At 54.3% G+C, this 19,946-nt stretch carries 21 protein-coding genes; all 21 read left to right on the top strand.

What is annotated here, in order from left to right:
• Positions 1–3: 3 nt before the first annotated feature.
• The 21 genes from ABUA09_RS03645 to ABUA09_RS03545 all read left to right on the top strand — a co-directional run bounded on the left by ABUA09_RS03645 (position 4) and on the right by ABUA09_RS03545 (position 19,900).
• A complete protein-coding gene (locus tag ABUA09_RS03645; RefSeq protein ID WP_009259970.1) occupies positions 4–639 on the top strand; it encodes a hypothetical protein in 636 nt (211 codons plus the stop codon).
• Between the two features lie 23 nt (positions 640–662).
• Positions 663–1,205 carry a hypothetical protein gene (locus ABUA09_RS03640; RefSeq protein ID WP_009259969.1) on the top strand — a complete coding sequence of 181 codons (543 nt, stop codon included), beginning with the start codon at positions 663–665 and terminating at the stop codon, positions 1,203–1,205.
• A gap of 14 nt (positions 1,206–1,219) precedes the next feature.
• Positions 1,220–1,774: an SUKH-3 domain-containing protein gene (locus ABUA09_RS03635; RefSeq protein WP_009259968.1), complete on the top strand. Its 555-nt coding sequence runs from the start codon at positions 1,220–1,222 to the stop codon at positions 1,772–1,774.
• Positions 1,771–2,775 carry a DKNYY domain-containing protein gene (locus tag ABUA09_RS03630; RefSeq protein WP_009259967.1) on the top strand — a complete coding sequence of 335 codons (1,005 nt, stop codon included), beginning with the start codon at positions 1,771–1,773 and terminating at the stop codon, positions 2,773–2,775. Before ABUA09_RS03635 ends, ABUA09_RS03630 begins: the two co-directional genes overlap by 4 nt.
• Before the next feature lie 16 nt (positions 2,776–2,791).
• A complete protein-coding gene (locus tag ABUA09_RS03625; protein ID WP_009259966.1) occupies positions 2,792–3,337 on the top strand; it encodes a hypothetical protein in 546 nt (181 codons plus the stop codon).
• 16 nt (positions 3,338–3,353) lie between these two features.
• A complete protein-coding gene (locus ABUA09_RS03620) occupies positions 3,354–3,680 on the top strand; it encodes a DUF5713 family protein (protein ID WP_002569137.1) in 327 nt (108 codons plus the stop codon).
• Between the two features lie 5 nt (positions 3,681–3,685).
• A complete protein-coding gene (locus ABUA09_RS03615; RefSeq protein ID WP_009259965.1) occupies positions 3,686–4,633 on the top strand; it encodes a DUF4241 domain-containing protein in 948 nt (315 codons plus the stop codon).
• A gap of 14 nt (positions 4,634–4,647) precedes the next feature.
• Positions 4,648–5,607, top strand: coding sequence for an NTF2 fold immunity protein (locus ABUA09_RS03610; RefSeq protein WP_024730825.1), 960 nt, complete (start codon positions 4,648–4,650; stop codon positions 5,605–5,607).
• An 8-nt stretch (positions 5,608–5,615) separates the two neighbouring features.
• Positions 5,616–5,849, top strand: coding sequence for a hypothetical protein (locus ABUA09_RS03605; protein ID WP_009259963.1), 234 nt, complete (start codon positions 5,616–5,618; stop codon positions 5,847–5,849).
• An 18-nt stretch (positions 5,850–5,867) separates the two neighbouring features.
• A complete protein-coding gene (locus tag ABUA09_RS03600; protein WP_006877306.1) occupies positions 5,868–7,349 on the top strand; it encodes a hypothetical protein in 1,482 nt (493 codons plus the stop codon).
• 211 nt (positions 7,350–7,560) lie between these two features.
• Positions 7,561–7,875 carry a hypothetical protein gene (locus ABUA09_RS03595; RefSeq protein WP_006877307.1) on the top strand — a complete coding sequence of 105 codons (315 nt, stop codon included), beginning with the start codon at positions 7,561–7,563 and terminating at the stop codon, positions 7,873–7,875.
• Positions 7,872–8,312 (top strand): Imm51 family immunity protein, encoded by a 441-nt coding sequence (locus tag ABUA09_RS03590; RefSeq protein ID WP_006877308.1) that lies wholly within the window; start codon positions 7,872–7,874, stop codon positions 8,310–8,312. The genes ABUA09_RS03595 and ABUA09_RS03590 overlap by 4 nt, the downstream gene beginning before the upstream one ends.
• The gene (locus ABUA09_RS03585; protein ID WP_003524806.1) at positions 8,309–8,572 is read left to right on the top strand and encodes a hypothetical protein; all 264 of its coding nucleotides are present in this window, start codon (positions 8,309–8,311) and stop codon (positions 8,570–8,572) included. The genes ABUA09_RS03590 and ABUA09_RS03585 overlap by 4 nt, the downstream gene beginning before the upstream one ends.
• A 10-nt stretch (positions 8,573–8,582) precedes the next feature.
• Positions 8,583–8,882 carry a DUF6881 domain-containing protein gene (locus ABUA09_RS03580; protein ID WP_006877309.1) on the top strand — a complete coding sequence of 100 codons (300 nt, stop codon included), beginning with the start codon at positions 8,583–8,585 and terminating at the stop codon, positions 8,880–8,882.
• A gap of 15 nt (positions 8,883–8,897) precedes the next feature.
• Positions 8,898–9,848: a hypothetical protein gene (locus ABUA09_RS03575; RefSeq protein WP_006877310.1), complete on the top strand. Its 951-nt coding sequence runs from the start codon at positions 8,898–8,900 to the stop codon at positions 9,846–9,848.
• Complete coding sequence (locus tag ABUA09_RS03570; RefSeq protein ID WP_006877311.1) at positions 9,845–10,255, top strand: DUF6966 domain-containing protein; 411 nt, start codon at positions 9,845–9,847, stop codon at positions 10,253–10,255. Before ABUA09_RS03575 ends, ABUA09_RS03570 begins: the two co-directional genes overlap by 4 nt.
• Positions 10,256–10,364: 109 nt before the next feature.
• On the top strand, positions 10,365–10,727 hold the full coding sequence (locus tag ABUA09_RS03565) for an SMI1/KNR4 family protein (RefSeq protein WP_334259791.1): 363 nt from the start codon (positions 10,365–10,367) through the stop codon (positions 10,725–10,727).
• Between the two features lie 672 nt (positions 10,728–11,399).
• Positions 11,400–12,377: a hypothetical protein gene (locus ABUA09_RS18315; RefSeq protein ID WP_033118031.1), complete on the top strand. Its 978-nt coding sequence runs from the start codon at positions 11,400–11,402 to the stop codon at positions 12,375–12,377.
• A 42-nt stretch (positions 12,378–12,419) separates the two neighbouring features.
• The gene (locus tag ABUA09_RS03555; RefSeq protein WP_006877314.1) at positions 12,420–18,494 is read left to right on the top strand and encodes an immunity protein Imm33 domain-containing protein; all 6,075 of its coding nucleotides are present in this window, start codon (positions 12,420–12,422) and stop codon (positions 18,492–18,494) included.
• A 21-nt stretch (positions 18,495–18,515) separates the two neighbouring features.
• On the top strand, positions 18,516–18,791 hold the full coding sequence (locus ABUA09_RS03550) for an Imm32 family immunity protein (RefSeq protein ID WP_006877315.1): 276 nt from the start codon (positions 18,516–18,518) through the stop codon (positions 18,789–18,791).
• Positions 18,788–19,900: a hypothetical protein gene (locus tag ABUA09_RS03545; RefSeq protein WP_006877316.1), complete on the top strand. Its 1,113-nt coding sequence runs from the start codon at positions 18,788–18,790 to the stop codon at positions 19,898–19,900. Before ABUA09_RS03550 ends, ABUA09_RS03545 begins: the two co-directional genes overlap by 4 nt.
• Positions 19,901–19,946: the final 46 nt, after the last annotated feature.

Genomic DNA, 19,946 nt, shown 5'->3' with positions numbered 1-19,946 from the left:
CACATGATTTCCACAAAAGATTTATCTGGCCTTCCCAATGCGGAGCGCCTGAAAAACTTCTGCAAAGGGCTGGCAGCTCTGGACATCATCATGGTGGAGGAGGAATGGAGCTTCATCCGCCACTATACATACAACCCCGCATGGCGAAAAGGCAAAGAGGCATTCTTTGCCACTGATGGCAGTGACCAGAGCATGATCGTCATGTTTGCGCCGGAAGGCTGTGTAATCAACGGTGTGGATTCCGAACTCTACGACTGGGAGAAAAAACTTCCCCGAATAGAAGACCTGACGGATGGGATGCCCCCTGCGTTGCAAAAGCTCATGGGCAGCCGTGAAGTCAAAAAGATGAAAAGTACCTTCTGCGTCTGGACGGAAGACGGCATCACCTGGTACTGCAATCCCATGGACGGCGAGGACGCATCCAAAGACCTGCTTCCCCTGATCGATGGCGATCCACAGACCTATGTGGAGTATGGAAAGTGGTTTTACCCAGCAGACCTGCCTTTGGAGACTGTGCGCCAGCTTGCTGATGGGGTTCCGGTGACAAAAGAACTGGTCATTGCGTTGAACCCTAAGCGCAATGAATGGGAAGAAATCAAGGCGGGCCTGGATAAGATCGGGTATCCGAATGAACTTTGACAGAAGGATGGGAGAACACAATCATGGACACGAATTTTAACGCGGCCCTTTACCAGGAAGAAATGCTGTCCCTTGTGAATACCGCCATCAAAAAGCTGAAAGCGGAGCATCCGGATTACACGGTGTTCACTATAAGCCTGACAACGGACTTTGCCTCTGGGGTAAGCGCCGTCCACTTTGACAGCCGGGCCTCCTCGGAACGGTATCTCAAGAACGAAGCAGAGCAATACCAGAAATATCTTCAGGCCGGCAATCTGAGTATGGCCGAGATGTATGCTCCCACTGGAGAGATCCGGATTACCAATCCTGCGGACTTTGAACTTCCATTCTACGCAGAGATTCAAAATGAATCCTTTTCTTTGAATTTTGAGGAGGAACAGGAAGACGAAGATTCTGAGTTGGAAGATGAAGCATCATGCGTCTACTGGGAGGAGGCTACCCCCATTCTGAAACAGGTCGCCGCTGTAGCTTATCGAACAGCCAAATCAGAACTGAATGTTGATACAGAAGCATTTGAGGTCAGTTACAATGGCCCGGAGGATTGGTATTATCCACTTGAGAAATAATGGAGGTGACCACCGTGACGAAAGAACGCATCCCCATTTCCGGCGATCTCAAAAGCAAGGTCAAGCAGCTGATGGAGTACGCCGGATGGCAGGAAGGGCGAAAAGTGGACATCTCCATTGCGGAGAAGTATTACGCCGATCATGGCGTCCCGATGATGAAGACCACCCAGCGGTTTTATCGCAAATATTTCGGCCTGTGCTGCGAGTGGTACCTGGCGCAGAAAAAGCTGAACTGGGCGGCGGACTTTGAGTTTGCTTTGTTCCCTTACCTGGTCAACGGGATCAAAAACCATTTGGAAGAAGCCTATTTCCGGGATATGTCCGGCTGTGAGCTGGCGGAAATCGAACAGGCTGCCGGTCAGAAGTGTCAGCCCATCGGTCACATCGGCTATTACTACCCGGCAGAGGTCTGGATCTCGGAGTACGGGAAACTGTATGCGAAATATGAGTATCAGGACGAGATCGAGTGCTTCCCCGATGTGTTTGCCCTGATTGAACGGGAACTGCGGCAGTGCAAATTTGATTCCGCCGCTATGAAAACCGTTGGGGCACTGGACGGAAAACCATGAAACAGGACTTTACTATTTGGCGCAATCAAATATTGCAGAATCCTCGGGACATTTCACCGCTGAAATTCGGAATATCGCAGGATGAGGTCATAGAAATCTTCGGGAATCCCGATGCCGTTTCCACCATGAGAAGCGACGGGAAACCTTTGATCCTCAAATACCATGACATTGAACTGCATTTCGATAGAAAGGCTCCTCATGGGCTCTGCTTGATTTACAGCGACGATGATATCGAGTTGAGCATCACAGCCGAGCAGGAAGAAACGCTGCAACCAATCACCAACACAGAGCCGGTGGACAACGAATTTTTCCTTCGGGATGGAGCCGTCTATTTCTCTGGCCTATATGAAAACGGCTTGTTGAAGGAGGTTGCGCCCAAAGACTTCTGCTGCTGGCATTACTGGGGCAAATCCTCTGCGGCCTGCTTTCTCGGCGGGATTCGCCTGCGTGGAGCAGACCCGGCATCGTTTCGGGTGTTAAACTATGCCTACGCGATGGACAAAACAGCCGTCTACACCACCAGCGGGAGAGTCTCAGATGCAGAGCTGGCAGCTTTCCAGGTGTTGGACAACGGCCAGAACGATTCGGGTGCGCCCCAGGGATATGCAAAGGACAGCCGGCAGGTCTACTTCCACAACGGAGACGGCAAGGTGAAGGTCATCAAGGGCGCGGAGGTGTCCTCTTTCCGCTCCTTGGGCGATACCTATTTTGCCAGAGATGAGAAGCGGATATATGCCTACGGCAAACAGCTTCCCAAAGCAGAGCTGACTTCCTGGGAACTGCTTGGGCACTGGTATTCCCGCGATGCCAGGCGGGTGTACTACCTCAACCGGGAGATCAAGGGGGCGGATCGGGACAGTTTTGTGGTATGTACCCCGCTGGACGCGGCTCCACTTGCTGATCATCTGGCCCGCGACAAAGACCATTTTTACCAGAATGATGAGATGATCGAAGAAACGCTGTGGCTGGAACGGCTGCACGAAATGACCCAAGAACCGTAAACGGAGGAAAACGGCTATGGACTATTTGAAGATATTGCACGAAAACCCTGATTTGGCGGATGAATTTGATTCGCTGTTTGACTTCTTCCTGCTGGATGAGTTGTCCCCGCGGGATGACGCGGAAGGCCGATGCACCTTTTCAATGCCCGGCATGGCCTTTGCCAGAGATGGCTCCGGCGGAGAATACCACCTGTTGGAAGATGGTTCCATTGGATATTACAGCAGCGAAGGGGAGGCTGGCCGTCTGGCTGAGAGCATGGATGATCTCTTTTCCCTGCTTGTGAGCTGTATCTGCTGGCACGACTGCTGTGACGCAAAGCAGTATGTGGATTCCAAAACACTGGAGGAGTATGGGCAGAGACAGCGCAACTGTAACTTGGAAGATATGGATGTGGACAGCTTACGGCGGGTGTCTGATGCCCTCGGCATCCCTACCGGTGAGCCGCTGGCTCCGGTTCTGGAGCGGTTCCGCAAAGCAACCCAGCGTGAGCCTGTGTACCAGTGTATATTTCACGAGGACGATGGAAGCCTGACTGAATCATACGGTTTGATGTTTGAATGAGAAAGGAGAAATCACGATGAAAGCATTTGACCCCAATTACAAACTGCTGGACGAAATGTATCAGGACGATTACTATCCTGCTTTTCTGGTGAACAAGGTAAAGGACGAGCTTCAGAAGGTCATCGACCTGTTGGAGAGCGGCGAAACCGACACCGATGCGGTGCAGGAAACGCTGGACGAGGCGGTCTGCGGCATCAACGATCTTCAGGAGGAATTTGACGAGAACGACAGCGAGATCGAAACGGTGGCGCGGGAATGTATTGCGGCAACCGTGGCCTACATTCTGGAGTGGTTTGGCATCCCCATTGACACTGAGGAGGCCATCCGGGAACGGGACTGGTGAGCCCTATGGCAGAAAAAGAACTGGCCCTTTGTGATGAGTGCGGCAGCCTGTTTTTCAAAGGCTCCTCACAGATGATGGGGCTGTGCCCGGAATGTGCCCATATTCTCTACGGCTACCCGAATTGTGACCATCATTTTCAGGATGGCCGGTGTGTGAACTGCTACTGGGACGGCTCAAAGAGTGTGTACATCAAGAAGCAGAATCAACAGGAGGAAACTGATATGCCTACGACCGAATGGCTGAACAAATACGAATCCATCAAGGATAAACTGACCTGCAAAGTTGACTTGGAGGCCCATTTTACAGAAAAAGTGATTGGGAATATGGCGGTGGATGTGCTGGACATCGGCACCGTCCATTTCCCCACCGGGCAAATCTTCGCCTGTGATCCGCTGGTGGAGCTGGAGGACACTCTGCCGTTCCTTCAAACGATCCCCGCCGGGACTTACCCGGTAAAGATCTGCGTGGTGCCCAGTGAAAAATACGGCGACCGCTACGCCTGCGTCAAGGTGGAGGTCAGCCGGGAAAAGCCTGTCCGCTATGAACTGGGCATGGTGGGCAACGAGAATCTGGACGCGGCACTGGGAGATGATGACTACTTCGGTTTCGGCGTAGATGCCGGAATGGGGTGTATTGCAGACATCCAGACCCAGGCGGCTTTCAAAACATACTGGGCCAAGCGGCTGGAGGAGGACCCGGACATCGACCCCTACAACGACCTGTTCTGCGACTTACTGGAGGAAAACGCCCAAGCCCACCCCAAATATCAGGGGGACTGCGGCGACTGGCTCAACTGGACCGTGCCGGACACGGACTGCAACCTGCCCATCTTCTCCTCTGGCTGGGGTGACGGTTACTATCCCGTCTACTTCGGCTATGATGCAAAGGGCGAAGTCTGCGCCGTGTATGTGCGCTTCATTGACATTGAAGCCAGCTACAAGGAGCAGGCGTAAGGAGGAAAACAGTAATGGAATGGCCAAAACGGGCGCGGACGGCGGACTGGGAAAACGGCGTCCTGACCCTGGATAGGGAAAAGAAATTTGAGACCCCGGAGCTGACCGCAGAGATCATGGAGCGGCTGGCCAGGTACACCCTGGTTGGCTTTCATGTAAAAGGCTGTCCTGTGACCGATGAACTGCTTGCCCCCTTTGCTGGTCACAAAAGCATGGTCAATTTCGGCGTGGAGGACGGCGCCCTCACCGACGCCTGTTTCCCTGTTTTCTCCGCTATGCCCAAACTGCGCTATCTTTTGTTGGACGGCAACGCCGCCATCCACGGCAGCGGCCTGCCCGCCTTGCAAGGCTGCAAGCTGGACCTTCTCACCCTCAACCGCACCGGGCTGGATGATGCCGGTCTGCTCCAGGCGGCCTCCATCCCCAAGCTCTCCCACATCCAGATCGACCATACCGCCGTTACCTATGAGGGCCTGCTGGCCATCGCTGGCAACAACCGCATCGAGCCGGTGGCCCATATGCAATTCACCAAGGAGCAGATGGAACACTTCTCCCAGCTCCAGCGGGAAAAGGCCAAAAATCCCGTCCAGCTGGATAAGCAGGCGGTGGAAGAATGCCGCAGGGTGCTGTCCGCTTTCTTTGCTGAGATGACGGAGTGGGAGCAGTATATGGAGCAGGCTGGATTTGAAGATGCCCAGGCTGTGCCCCGCCTGCTGGCAATCTGGGAAAAGTATGTGAGCGAAAAGCCCCGCCCGGGCTACCGGCCTCTGGGCCTCTCATACAGTGCCCAGGGTACCTACAAAGGGGAAGAATTCCTTGACGCGGAGCAGATCACCAAGAACAAGCTCTGCATCTACACCAGAGAGAAAAATACCGGCTTTGACCGCCGCTTCCTCATGAAGCGTGTGGGCGAGGGCTGGATGATCGACGCGGTGCAGGAGCGGCTGAACGGCTGGCAGCGCTCGGAATTGTGAGGCATCACATGGCTTTGGAATATAAAACCTTTGGTCCGGACGGTCAATGCAAATTGTTCGGTGTGAACATCTTTGACTACGACTGGCAAACCACCGGCAAGCGAGTAAAAGTCAAAGACCCGATCTATCACCAAGACCATACCTTCGAGGTCTGGCAGGTGGAGATTGACGGGCAGATCCACCGCTTTGCCGCTGGAGAATTCTCCAACTGCATATGGGGATTCTATCTGGAAAAGAACTGATGAGAGGAGCGTGGTGCCATGAAAGCCACCGCCGGAGAGGTCTATACAGTCTACAACCAATATCTGAAACGCTACACCGCCTGCCAGGTGGCCTATATTGCGCCGCCGGACTCGGTGAGCAAGCAGCCCTGGGCGGTGGTCCTCTCCCTGGACTGGGTGGGTGACGCCCCTCTGACGGCGGAGGAACTGCCCCAGCTCCGCCCGCTCTACAAGGACTTCATGTACTGGTCCCGTGACCTTCATCTGCTGCGGGTGCCGGTGGAGGTCCCGCCCCAGTACACGCTGGTGGGGACTCTGCCGCCCTTCACCGACCAGCCCTGCTGCTCCTACGGAGGCTGGAGTGACGGCCATGATGTGTATCTCCAGATCCGGTGGCAGGCCATCCCGGAGGAGCGGCGGCGGGCCTTCAAGGAGGCCATGGAGAGCGATGAGCAAACGGAGATCGGCGGTATCCCGGTGAAGGTCAGCAGTCATCGGGTGATGGATCAGTACGCGCCATTCAATTCGGCGCTGGAACTAAAGGCGCTGCCTTGCCTCTCCGAACTCATCTGCCAGCGGTGGCACCCGGATCTGCTGGAGTTTCTGAGGGGGAATCCCTTTATCAGTGAGCTGACCCTGCTGAACCACGGTCAGAGGACACTTGATCTGCGAGGCACCAGCATCAGAAAGCTGATGCTGGACATGACCGGGCTGGAGGAGCTGTGGCTGTGTGAGGGAACGGAGCTGCTCCTGTTTCAGAACAAGGGGCCGGACGCCTGTACCATCCATGCCCCCGAAGATGGCAGCGGCTTGACCCTCCAATTTATCGGGGAATACTGCCCGCACACGGAACTGCCGAACTTACGGGGGCTGCATGGCATCGAGCTGAAGGACTTTGATCTGACCGGGCTGGCTGCTGTCCATCCCCACCTGAAGGAACTGCGGCTCTGGGGCGCGCCGGGAAACCTGGGGAACTTCTCCGCCGTGGGAGGGTTCCGGGAACTGACGAACCTCTCCACCTTCGACCTGTTCGGCTTCGGCGCAGCTGACATCCCCACCCCGGAGCAGGTGCCGGAGCTTCGCTGGTTCTGGATGACCAGCCTGCCGGAGACGGCGGCAAAAGCGGCAAAGCAGCTCTGGAAAAGCAAGCCGGGAATGGATCTGCGGATCACTAAGGCCCGGAAACCGGAGTGGCTGGCGCAAAACCTGGACAATCCCTTCCGGGGCTGGGACGGTGCGGAGCATATCCCTGCCGCCGCTGCGAAAAAGGCAGCCAATCAATACCGCAAGACCCGTTCCCAGCTGATGAAGCTGGCCGCTGAGCCGGGCGAGGACGCCCAAGCCCAGGCACTTGAGGCGGTGGCAGCCTACACTCAGACCTTCAACAAGATGGGCTTTATCGAAACCGAGGAACGGGATGAAATTTACATGGCTCTGCGGGGGATCCTGGATGCCCTGCCAGGCGATGCACTCCAGAAAGATGCCCTGCTGGAGCAGTTTGAACAGCTGCGGGATTTTTGAGCAGGTAGCGTAAAACCGCGAAAAAACAGGAGCAGATCATGAAACGGATGCGAAGCCTGAAAGAAAAATGAGGAAAACAATATGGCACTACAAGATAAGAAAATCATGCCGCCCCTTGGCTGGCCCACCGGGAGATCGAGCGATACTCCATTGGCTGGCGCATGGGCTATGGGGAGGATTACATAGACCGATTTGACGATTGGAGTACAGCATGGCAGAAATGAAACTTTATGAACTGGAAATGCTCCGCAGCAGGATCTATCACGGGGAGCAGGAACTGATTTCCACTCTGACACCGGAGCAATTCTTTGCCCTGCTGTCTCACGACTATGATACTGGTTTTGCTGCTGGAAAAGCCTCCGCACAGAAGGAAATTCTCTGTATGCTGGCAGCGGACGGGATGCCTGTTGAGAAGATTGCGCTTCTGCTGCGGATAAAGCCAGAGAAGGTGCTGGAGATCATAGCCACCAAACAGGCCCACATTGAGAAATGCAGAAAGAGACTCAAACAGGAGGCAAAGCCATGAAAGACTTTTGCCAATACGGAAATCGTCGGGATGACGAATGGGAAATCTTGCCCTGGATACCTGATCCGCGCCCGCCCTTCAAAATCTGGGTAAAACCAGAGCAGATCGCGCCATTCTTTCTCATTCCCCACCACCCCTATGCGATCTCCCTTCTGCTAAAGATCAGCGACGGATTCCGGACAGAGAAATTCCGACGGCTGGGACTGACAGGCAGCAGCGCGGATTGGGAGCGGCTTGTCCGGGGCGTGATCCAGGAGTTCGAGGAAAATAACAGCGGCGTGGATCTGTTTCACTTTGATTCCGACGAGGATGTGTTCTGCGTGTACTCCCAATACATCGACGATTTGATGCTACTGTCCAAAATGATCCGGGCGGCCTGTGACAATGAAAAAACGATGGGGATGTATCTGAACATGAGCGAGGCTGCGAAAGCATGAAAGAGTTGACCACTCAAACAGGGATTATAGTAAAATGCAGTAAAACGGCCATTGAATTTTTCCAAAATGCTCAATCAGTGGATTTCTTCTCTGCACTGGAGATTCCGAAGGAATTCCAAGACATAGCGGTTGAGTTTTATGATTTGATTCTGGAAAACGACCATCCTACAGCTTTGCTGGGCTGTCGCGGCAATTATGATATTGCGGTACAGATAGATGAGGTAACCGGCACCATGACGGGGTGGCATTGGTTCAAATGAGGGAAATGGAATGATCGAGTACATCAAACTCTTTTGGGAGGGCGCACCGGATGGAGAGCCAGCGGTCATCCTCTATGAAGTGGATACCGAAAATGAGTGGCTGGTCCTCCGCTCCATCGACATCTTTGCAGATGGCCGCACCCGCAACATCCCTGACCTTTACGACGGCGCCATCGAGATTACACCGATCCCCACCGTGGATGAGTTGAACGCCCATGTCTGGGGTGAGGAGTTCCACGCCTGTGTAATAGAGAAAGCAGAATTTGAGTCCATCTGGGAAACTCACACCTATGATGGAGCGTTAAAGTAACCAGGAGGAGTCCCAATGAACAAATCCTTAAAAGCAAAAAATCTGCCGTTGTTCTCCATCATTGACCTGGACCAGCTGCGCCGGGAAAACCATCTGGAGGGCACAGAAGTAACAGACTTTTTCACGGCAAGGGATGGAAAAGTCTATCTTCTCATGGAACAGCCCTCCGAAACACAGGGTAAGGACTGGCTCAGCATTCCTTCCACCTATACCGCGGTGGAAATCCAGTTGGATTGGGCGGAACAGCGGGTGCTGGAAACGACGCTGTTTCCTCTTGGTCTCTTGAAGTTCCAGTTCCATTATTTGCGGCCTGCAGGTGAACACTTCCTCCTGCTGGGAGCAAGATGCGCCTATCGGGAAAACGGCCCCGACCAGAACGCCTGGATCGTCAGCCGGGACGGAGCTGTGCTGTCCCGTTTCTGCCTGGGGGATGGCATTCAAGACTGCGTGGTAAAAAAAGATGGCACCATCATTACCAGCTACTTTGATGAAGGTGTATTTGGTAATTACGGTTGGGATGAACCTCTGGGTGATTGCGGCCTGATTGCATGGACATCGGATGGAACTCCTCTCTGGAAGAATGAGAAGTATTCCATCTATGACTGCTACGCCATCAGCCTGGACGAAGAAGAAAACCTGTGGTTTTATTATTACGATGAATTCCGGCTGGTGCGGACGAACTTCAAAGAGGACTTTGTGTTTGAACTGCCAATCGAAGGAAGCGGAGCTTTTTCTGTTGCCCCGTCCGGCAATACCTTCCTGTTTCAAGGCGGATACCAGCAACGGGACAAATTCTACTTCCTTACTGCTCATGGTGATCGTCTTGGGCAAAAACAGGAGGCTATTCCCACCTGTGACGGAAACAAGGTCGCTGTGGAGCAGTGCAGCCTACTTCGCAGCCAGATGCTGTTCCTCGGGAAAAACGGTGTTCTCTATGGAGGTATTTTGGGGGGCGATGGCCTATGAAACAGACCGATATTTATACGGAGGCTCTGATCTGTCTGCGGTCGATTTTACAGACAGACCACCCGGAATTCAAAAACTGGATCGGCTGGCTGGAGCGGGATATTGAGGACTGGACCCAGCGGCGGGAGGTTTCCCACCACCTTCGGGCATACGGAGGTATGGGCTCGTTCAATGACCTACCCAGTATGCGTGGAAATCACGACTATATTTTCGGCTTTCTCAAATCAGTGTGCTATGCCTTCGGTCACCTTTATGGAAAACAGGAAGGCATTTCTCCGGAGGCACTGATGGAGGAGTGCCTGCACGATGTAGAGCAGGCCGCTTATCACCCCCATAAGGAATTGAACCGGGCCATTGCCCAACACTTGATGCAGGGCGATCTACAGGAAAATCTGGATGCTCTGTGAGGGAAACACAATGCATGACATGAATTTGGAAAAATACCGCAGTAAAATTCAAACTGCTTATAAAGCAAGCCCCTTCACAAAGGGTATCTTCCCGGAACCAGAGGATGCTGTGAAACGATTTGAAAGCAGATATGCTCCCATTCCGGCAGAGTACCGCTGGCTGCTTTTGAACTTCGGCGGCTGCTATTTGGCTGAGCCGTGGATCTTCACACTAAAGGAATTGGAGGAAGCCTACCCCACATTTCAGGATGCCTTTGTGGACTACATGAGCGAATGTGAGCATGGTCCTGTATTTCCTATTGGCGGTTTGGGTGATGGAAGTATCGTATTCCTTGACTTGGAGAGCGGCAGAGTCCAGGGTTATAACTGCGACTATTCCAATTTGGAGGAGATCGCAAATAGCTTTTCCAGTCTGCTCCTGAGCCTTGTGGAGCAGGCATTGGAGATCGGAAAACTGTGCGGAGAATCGTGAGGTGAGCACATGGCAAAGGGCATTCGTGAACGCCTGCTGAAGCAGGCAATCAAATTCCATCAATGGCAGGAAGCCACTTATCCCGGCAAAACCAGCGAGGAACTCGGCGGTGAATGGGAAGTCGATTATCCATACTGGAATGATACTTACAGTGCCTTTTGCCATATGTTGACCCAAATGGATGCAGAAACGGCAGACAGCGTCCTACTGGATGAGATGGTCTATTTAATTGCCAGGGCCAACGAAGCGGAGGGATTTATACAGGAGACCACTTCCCATCCACAATGGTTTGAGTGCCTCTGCCGCAGGGCCGCAGCTTCCAATGAGAATGAGGCCAAGTGGCAGTTTGCCGCCTATCTGCCGGAATGCTCATGTAGTCAGAAAGTCAGGGATATAATTCTGGATTTCGCAAAGGACCCCAATGAATATGTGAGCCGGCGGGCGCTTTTGGCGATGCCTGCTCTGCGTCCTGACTGTGTGGAACAGTTCGCTCCGCTGTTTTGGGAGCGCAACTGTTACTCTCCTGAACTTCAGGAATACCAGCGGATCGCCGTTCTGATTTCACTGGATGCCATCCATTCCGACCAGCTTCCACAATACTTGGAATGGGCCAAGCAGGATGGTCAGAGCTATCTGCTGGAACACGCAAAACGAATCGAAGGAGGACTTTCCATGAACGAAAAACTGTCCCGTCCCCAATTCAATCAAATGGATACCACCGAGAAGCAGGCGCTGATGGAAAGCCTGGCTGCTCGTTATACTATGACCTTTCTCGGTCTACATACCTTTGACCACTGGGGCCAGAGCTGCACCACCGGCATCTTCAAGAAAGATGGTCGGGAGTTCGTCTTTGTCCCCGGCGATACCGTCACCCTGGGCTGGGAGCAGTTTGCCGAGGGACTGAATCAGGAGAGCCGGGAGGAATTGGACTATCTGTTCCAGGAGTGGGAGATGGAACCGCAGAACCCGGAAGAGATGATCCGGGAAAGCATGGCTCCCGTTCGGCAGGCGGTCATTGGCCCCATGCTGGTGGGCCGGGAGCTGGAGGAACTGTGCTGGGAGCCGGTCAAGATGGACGATCCCAGGCTGACTGCCCACCCTGACTGGCTGAAGGAATTCCGTGATTTTGCTTGGAGTGACAGCAGCAGTCTTACCTTGCATCAGTCGGCCCGCATAGAACGGACAGAAGATGGATTTCATACCTGGATCTATCACTGCACAGACTACGATGCGCTTCTTGCCGGGCTGGAAAAGCAGGGGCTTTCGCTGCCCACAGCGGACGAGTGGGCCTACCTGTGCGGCGGCGGATGTCGGACCCTGTTCCCATGGGGAGATGGGTTAGACTACTCCATGCGTCTACGCTGGTTTGAGGACATGGATGAGGATGAGAACCGGCCCTATGATATGGAGGAACCCAACTTCTTCGGCCTGTCCATCGCCTACGATCCCTATATGCGGGAAGTGGTGCAGGCTGATAGACTTACCACCTGCGGCGGTGACGGCGGGTGCAATATCTGCGGCGGGCTGGGCCCATTTCTCGGTTTCCTACCCTGTTCGCCCCACTGTAAGCCGGAAGTGCAGGAGGACAAGGAACTAAACGGAGATTATGACTTCTACCGGCCCATTATCCGGGTGGAGAACCATGATTGACAATAGAAGCTTGATACGAAATAAAGAAAGAGAGGTGCCGACATGGGAGCATGGGGTATAAAAGCATTAGAGCGTGACGAAGGGCTGGATGTACTGGACATCCTCAAAAATGAATATGTACCGGAGCATCCGGTAATGGATCTGGGCGAGATGATTGAACTGATGAAAGAGGAAGTCATGCTGGGATCTGACTTCTCACAAATCGACTTTCTCTTTGACAATACTGCGATGGCTCTGGCGGAGCTGTATTTCCAATGGAAGGATAACGGCAAGCTGGACTACGATCATGAAGAAGCTATATGGGATAAAGTCACCGGTTTCACAGCATCCAAAGAAGCACTTGCTTTCCTGCTGCGGCAGCTCACCGACATCAAAAACGAGGTGCCGGACGAGGACGGCATCCGTGAGATTATGGATCTTTGGAAGAACGAGGATAGCGGTGAGATCGCTCCTGCGTGGTTGGAACACTTGAATCAGCTCATTGATCGACTGGATTCAGAACAGGAGGCACGACAAATGTATATCAAAAAATACTGGGGCAACTTTATTGGCGGTTCCGATGACAGTCTGAACCTTGTGGCATTTTTAGAGGATCAGAAAAAGGAGGAGATCCCCCTCAGCGAGATTTTCTCCAAGATCGGTCTGGACAAGCAGAACTGGGACTTTCGCCAAACCGTGGAGTACCTGGAGTTTACACATTCCGATGGTGTGGAGATGGACTTTCACTTCGCCATTGATGTGGTCACCGACCTGGCCGCCATCCTGCTGGAGTGCAGCGTCAGTGGCAGTGTAAACCTTCAGGATCTGGACGAGTACAACACCCCCGCCCGCCGTATCCGCATCACTGCTACGCCAGAGGAGCATGACGCCATGAACAAGGCCCTGGCGGACTTTGTCCATGCCCCGCTGGAATACGACCTCAGCGAGATGATGGATAACGAGGAGATCCAGGAGATGGCTCGGGATGTGGAGGCGCTGCGGAAGGAGCTGTACGAGGCCGCTGGCCGCAACCGGGACTACTATGTAAAGGCAGAGGACATGAAGAATCTGCTCCCCGACTGGGAGGGCGCCGATGGCTGTATCGCCACCAACCGCATTACGATGGAGGGCTACAAGGTTGGCTACTGCTACCGGGAGAATCCGGACGGCGGCTGGGACAGCGGCTGGCGCTTTACCGCCGGTGACGAGAGCGAGGCGTACATGGACGACCCCAACAATGCCGGGATTTACAAGCTGAACACAATTTGCAACGACGATCCCGACATCATTTCTCTGCTGAACACCCCCGCCCCCTGCGCCTTTGAGCGGGATGAGAACGGTGTGTTCCAGCAGATCAAAGACTGGAAACCGGATGAGGACGAGGAGGACCCTGATATGGACATTTTGAAGCAGTGCCAGAAGTGGCATGAGGAGAGCAAACAACATAAAATTATTGATGCGCTGGAGGCCATCCCCGCCGAGGAGCGTACCCCTGAGATGGACAGTGAGTTAGCCCGTGCCTATAACAATCTGGCAGACCCACATAAGCCAACTTGCAAAGAAATGCTCAAAAAGGCCCTCGCTCTGCTAAAGCCCCATGAGGAATACTTCGAGGACGATTATTACTGGAACTTCCGCATGGGTTACTCCTACTTTTATCTGGATCAGGAGGGCCGGGCTCTGCGATATTTTGAAAAGGCATTGGAAGTCCGCCCTGGTGACGATGACACCAAAGAGTTTATCGACCGGTGCAAGCAGGGTATTTCTCTGCCGCAGTTCTGGGAGTGCTTCCGGGATCGGACAGAGAACTGGTGGGAAACCTTTGCCGAGATGGAAGCAGAATTGCGCCAGATGATGGATGACGACAAGGATCACACCCGCGGTGCAGAACTCGTGGCCCAAATGGAGGAAACCCTGAATCTGGCCTTTGATGAAATCTCCTTCGAGATGGGCTTCAACGGCGAGAAGTACGAGCTGATCCTCACCCCGGAGGGTGATAAGGTCAAGCTGTTTGAGCTGGTCTACTTCCAGAAACACGCCCCCAAGGAGGTGCTGGAGCACTGGAACATCCTTGTGGGCCGTCAGCCCCTCCAGAACATCGGTCTGCGTACCGAGGATGGATGGGACATCTCCGGGGATGATGTGCAGATCTGGCTGGAGGAGCAGGGCGAAAACAGCTTCGCCCTCTCCGCCTACTGTGAAAAGCTGCTGCCCATGCTCCGGGAGGCGGAAGGCCGGGTCTGGTGGATGCTCACCACCCTCACCGACCAAGTGCTGGGCGAGATTCCCCACATGAGATACATAGACAGCTTTGATGTGCTGGAGGAACCCAGGGCGGAGCCGTCCATTCTTATGTCCCAGCTTCCCGACGCTCTGAAGGAGCGGGGTCTGGAACTCTCTACCGATCCAGAAGCCTATCTGGAGAGCTATCTTGGCTACGAAATGAAACCCAATGAAGACCCCGACGCTGACTGGCGGCTGGATGTAATGGCCGGTTCCACCTGCTGTGTGCCGCTCATCAACGGCTACCTGAATGCCGACAATGACTTCATGGACGATCTCCATGCTGACGGCGCGGTGGCGGGCTTCTTCTGCTACCCTCTGGATACCCTGCGGGAGAAAGAAGGAACCCAGAAGATCTTCGACTTCCGGGATAAGCTGGAGGAATTGTTCACCACCGGCGACGGTCCGGAGGTACTCACTCTCACTGGAGGAGCCACCGGCCTCTACTGCGGCTATGTGGATTTCATCGCCTGGGACATCCAGACGGCGCTCCAGATGGCCAAAAATTTCTTTGAGGACAGCGATATCCCCTGGGCCAGTTTCCACACCTTCCGCCGGGAGGCGGGCACAGTGAACCTAAAAACACCGTCCGAGGAGGAACCGGACGATGAGGATCAGGCCCCCGAGCTGGACGAGACGCTGGCGGGCATGGATTATATCCCTTACACCCCGCAGAACGAAGAAGAATACTTCCAGCAGCTGGAGCAGTGGAACGACGAGGACGAGTACACCCGCTGCATCCAGGCCCTCAACGCCATCCCGGAGGACTGGCGGAACTATCGCATTGCCTACGCCATGGCGCGGGCGCTGGAGAATTACGCCATCATCGGGGACCACGACGAGGGTACTCCTAACTATAAGGGAGACAAGGCCCTGCGCCGCGCCATTGAGGTACTGGAGTCCGTCCGGGAGGAAGGCCAGGACAAGGCGGAGTGGAATATGCGGATGGCCTACGGCTATCAGTATCTCTATGGGCAGGAGGAACAGGCTATCCCCTACGCCCAGCGGTGGGCAGAACTGGACCCCGAAGACAAGGATGCCCCGGCGGTGATTCAAGAGTGCCAGAAAGAGATCGCAAAGCGGGCCGAGGCAGAGGCCGAGGATGAGAGTGACCACACAGGCGTTTTCACCGGATTTGTCCTCCTGTCCAAGGGAGAATGGGATAAAGAGCAGTTCATCCGGGACATGAAGGAAAAGTGGGATATCGCCGTGGATGAATACGATGCCAGCGAGGAGAAGGACGATGACGCGCTGGTGTTCGAAGTGGGCGACATGGTCGCCGCCGTCAGCCTGGCGACCTATCCCATCCCCAACGGCGAAGCGGAACTGAATGCCGAGAACAACTATATGTGGGAGGACGCCGTCAAGGTTGCCAAGGAGCACTGTGCCCACATCATGGTGGCGGTGCTGGGCAAGGAGGAAAACCTGCTGGAAAAGGGCAAGCTCTACACCAAGGTGGTCGCCGCCTGCTGCCGTCAGGAATATGCCACCGGCATCTACACCAGCGGCGTGGTGTTTGAACCCCGGTTCTATGAGGGCTTTGCCGACATGATGCAGGACGGCGAACTACCCATCTTCAACTGGATCTGGTTCGGTCTGTGGAGAAACGAGAATGGCATGAATGGCTACACCTACGGCATGGATGTGTTTGGCAAAGACGAGATGGAGGTGCTGGGCACCGATGCCAAGCCGAGCGACCTGCGGGACTTTTTGGCCAGCCTTGTGTCCTATGTGCTGGAGAACGATGTGGAACTCCACGATGGAGAAACTATCGGTTTTGCGGCAGATGATAAGCACACCATCACCCGCAGCCCTGGCGTCGGTCTGCCGGAGGAGCAGATGACGCTGAAAATCTCCTGGGAGTCATCGGACGGTGACCCTGACGATGACGGCGATGACCCGGACGGCGAAATGCCCGAGGATGAAGAAGCCGGTGTTCCCGAGGTCTACACCGAGGAGGAGATGGAGGCCGTCGAGGGACACATCCAGCAGTATTTCGGCAAGGTCGAGAATGTGTTCCACGAGCTGGTTTCTCCAGACATCCATGTGGACATCTGCATGGTGCCGCCCACTGAGGAGCGGGACTATTGCACCCTGGTCACCATGGGTATGGGCGCTCACCGGATGAATGTGCCGGAGGAGCTGGTGGAATATAAGCTGGAGCGGGCGGAGCTGGCTATCGCGCTGCCTGCGGACTGGAAGCTGGATCAGGAGTCCATGAAAGACGAAAAGTGGTACTGGCCCATCCGCCTGCTGAAATCCTTGGCCCGTCTGCCCATCAACTGTGACAGTTGGTTGGGACATGGTCATACAGTGGAGAACCGGGAACCATTTGCAGACAACACCAAACTGTGTACTGCTACCCTGATCGGTCCCCAGGATACGGAGGATGGCAGCGAGGTCTGCACCCTGCCGGGCGGCGAGGAGGTCAACTTCTATCAGGTCATTCCGCTTTATGAGGACGAGTTGGACTATAAACTGGAACATGATACAGACGCTCTGCTGAACAAAATGAGGGGGATCAGTTTTGTAGTAAACCCCACCCGCCAGGATGCTATCACTCGTGGCACCCTTTCCAATGATGATTTTGACGGTGAGATGGACGATGCTTCCTATCACATCGAGAGCATCGAGGAAAAGGAACTGCCTATTGACCCCATCAATGCTTATAACCACATGGCCATCTACCTGCGCTGGTGCATGGAGCACGACCTGATGGGTGAAGAATTCCTTGCGGAGTACGGAGAGGTCGTAGAAAAGGTCAAGGCTGATTCTGCCAGCGTGGATCTGCGGGAGTTTATCCGGGATGAGCTGGACGGCTGTCTGTTCTCTGTGCTGTTCAATCATCAAGGCCGTGCCTTTGCGGGCTATTACTATGGAGAGGGCGACAGTCCCTACTATCCTGCCGATGTTGACGACAACGCCCTCTGCTTCTTCGGCCCAGAGCGGTATCACTCCGATGAGTTCCAAGATGAAGCCTACCTGTTCATCCCCTTTGACGAGGACTACTATCAGGCTATGGCAGAGGTGATCGAAGAACGCTTTGCTAACTGGCAGGGACAGGACTTCGACGAGGACACACTGGAGCCTTCCGAGGTGGCTCAGGCCATCATGGAGTATTTGGACTGCGAGTGTACCTATTTCCCATCCATGGCAGATGATGACCCCATCATGTCGGCATACAGCTACGCCCAGCGGCTGGGGGTACGGGAGGGCTTTGTTCCCGTGCTTATCCAGGCGGATGATGAAACGCTGTTGGAATGTCTGGTAATGAACGCCGACCCGAAGAATGATGTAGACATTTACGAATTTGACCTCAAAGCTGTAACGGAGTACCGGAAGAAGATGCTCTCTACCCCCGTCAAGGACGGAAAGACGGTTTTGGAGGAATTGACCGGCCAGCGCAAGGAAGAAGCCGAAGATGACGATATGGACTGGGATGAGGAAGTCTTGGGCGAGATGGAGGGCGGAGAACCTAATGACCGCTTCTCCAGCTACTGGGATGATGATACTGAGATGACCTATCCGCTCATTCTGGCCAAGATCCCGGTGAAGAATCCTTGGGAGATCTTCGCCTACCTGCCCTTCGGAAACTGGAATGACTGCCCCGACACACCGGAGCTGATGGCTGCGGCCAAATACTGGTTCCAGCAGCATGGTGCCATCCCTGCCGCCATGAGCCACGATGAATTGGAGTTTGAACTTCCAACTCCGATCTCCAAGGAAAGAGCTATGGAGGTGGCTGTGGAGCAATATGGCTTCTGCCCAGATCTGGATCAGAATGAGGATGGAAGCATTGGCTCCTTGGCAGATGTCCTGTGGCAGTCCACCGTCTGGTATTTCTGGTGGGATTGATGGGAGGTATTTCGGTAAGTGATGAAAACCAGAACACTGACCATTCAACTGAATGACGAACTACTGCCTATCCTCCCAGTGGAACCGGAAGCCTACCTCTCCTTTACCACCCATGCCGATGGAAATGAATTGGAGTTAACGGGAAACCGGGCGGGGCTGCTCCTGTTGGCGAAAGCCGCTCTGGGGATGGCGGAAACCGCTCGTGTGGATGGCTTCCATATCCATTTGGATGACCTTTATGACATCAACGCCGAGGGAAAAACCATCCTGATTCAAAGGGAGGAGTCAAAGCCATGATTGAAAAAACCTTCCTCAACCCCACTACAAATAAGCAGTGGCGGATTGAAATTGACGGCCATACCATCCGAACCTGCTTGAATGGCGGGAAGGTCAAGGAGATCCTGTGCGACTCCGCTTTCCAGGTCAGGAGCAAGGCTGCCAGCGCCATGATGGGCCAGATGCGGAAAGGATTTGTCTATCAGAATCGGGATGCCGCTGTTGGGCAGGCGCGGTGCCATCGGTTTGTCGGTAAGGACAGTAACGGCTTCATGCCCCTGGCCGCCTCTCCCGCAAGGGATGACTTCTTCCTGACGAGGGTGGTCGGAGATTTTGAGGACGAGACCCTCTATCACTTCGATGGCAGCGGGGAGAGCCTTGAAACGGTCTCTCTGGGTGCCAAGCGGATGACCTATGAGCAGGTCCTCTGCTCCAATGACACCCTTCTTCTGAACAACAGCTATCTTCTCCAGCAGTTCTCGCTCCGCACCCATGAGGTCACGCCCTTTGCCAACAAGAAAAACAGCATGAAGACCATGCTGGATGTCAGTGGCGACCTGGCCCTGTGGTACACGGGCGAGGAGATCGTCGTCTTTGCCTTTGGCAGCAACACGAAAGTGTGGCGGGAAACGGTAAAATGTAAGAAGTCAAAAGATCCGAATTTTGCCTATTACTGCTTCGGGATGCTCTCTCCCCGGCAGAGCAAAGCGGTCTACCGTGTCACCGAGGGTGAGTATGTGCTGGTCGATCTGAAGTCCGCCCAAAAAGTTGTGATCCCCAATGCGGGCTGGCATCCCTTCTTCTCTCCGGATGACCAGTGCTTCTCGGTGGGCGGCAGGTTCTATCTGACCCAGACCGGAGAGGAGATTGCCAATCCTTTCCCGTTTTCGGTCCGGCAGGGGCTAAATTTTTCAGACACCTGTATGGTGCGGACAAGGGGCAGTCTGATGGCCGTTCAGCAGGATCGTGGCAGCTCCCCCATAGAGCTGTGGGATACCGGCAGCGGCCAACTGCTGGCCTCTATTGACGACCCCTTTGTGGTGCGGCAGGTGAATTTTGCCTTTACCCAAAGCGGGCTGGTCCTGCACACCGATTACGGGGCCATGAGCATCTATTCCTGCGCCCTCTGAAACGGAGAAATGAACTATATTTATTTTTACGATGAGAAAATGGAGG

The sequence above is a fragment of the Intestinimonas sp. RTP31139st1_F5_RTP31139_211217 genome (assembly GCF_040226735.1).
GTDB classification, from domain to species: Bacteria; Bacillota; Clostridia; order Oscillospirales; family Oscillospiraceae; genus Intestinimonas; species Intestinimonas butyriciproducens.
This window is presented reverse-complemented; position numbering and strand designations above follow the sequence as displayed.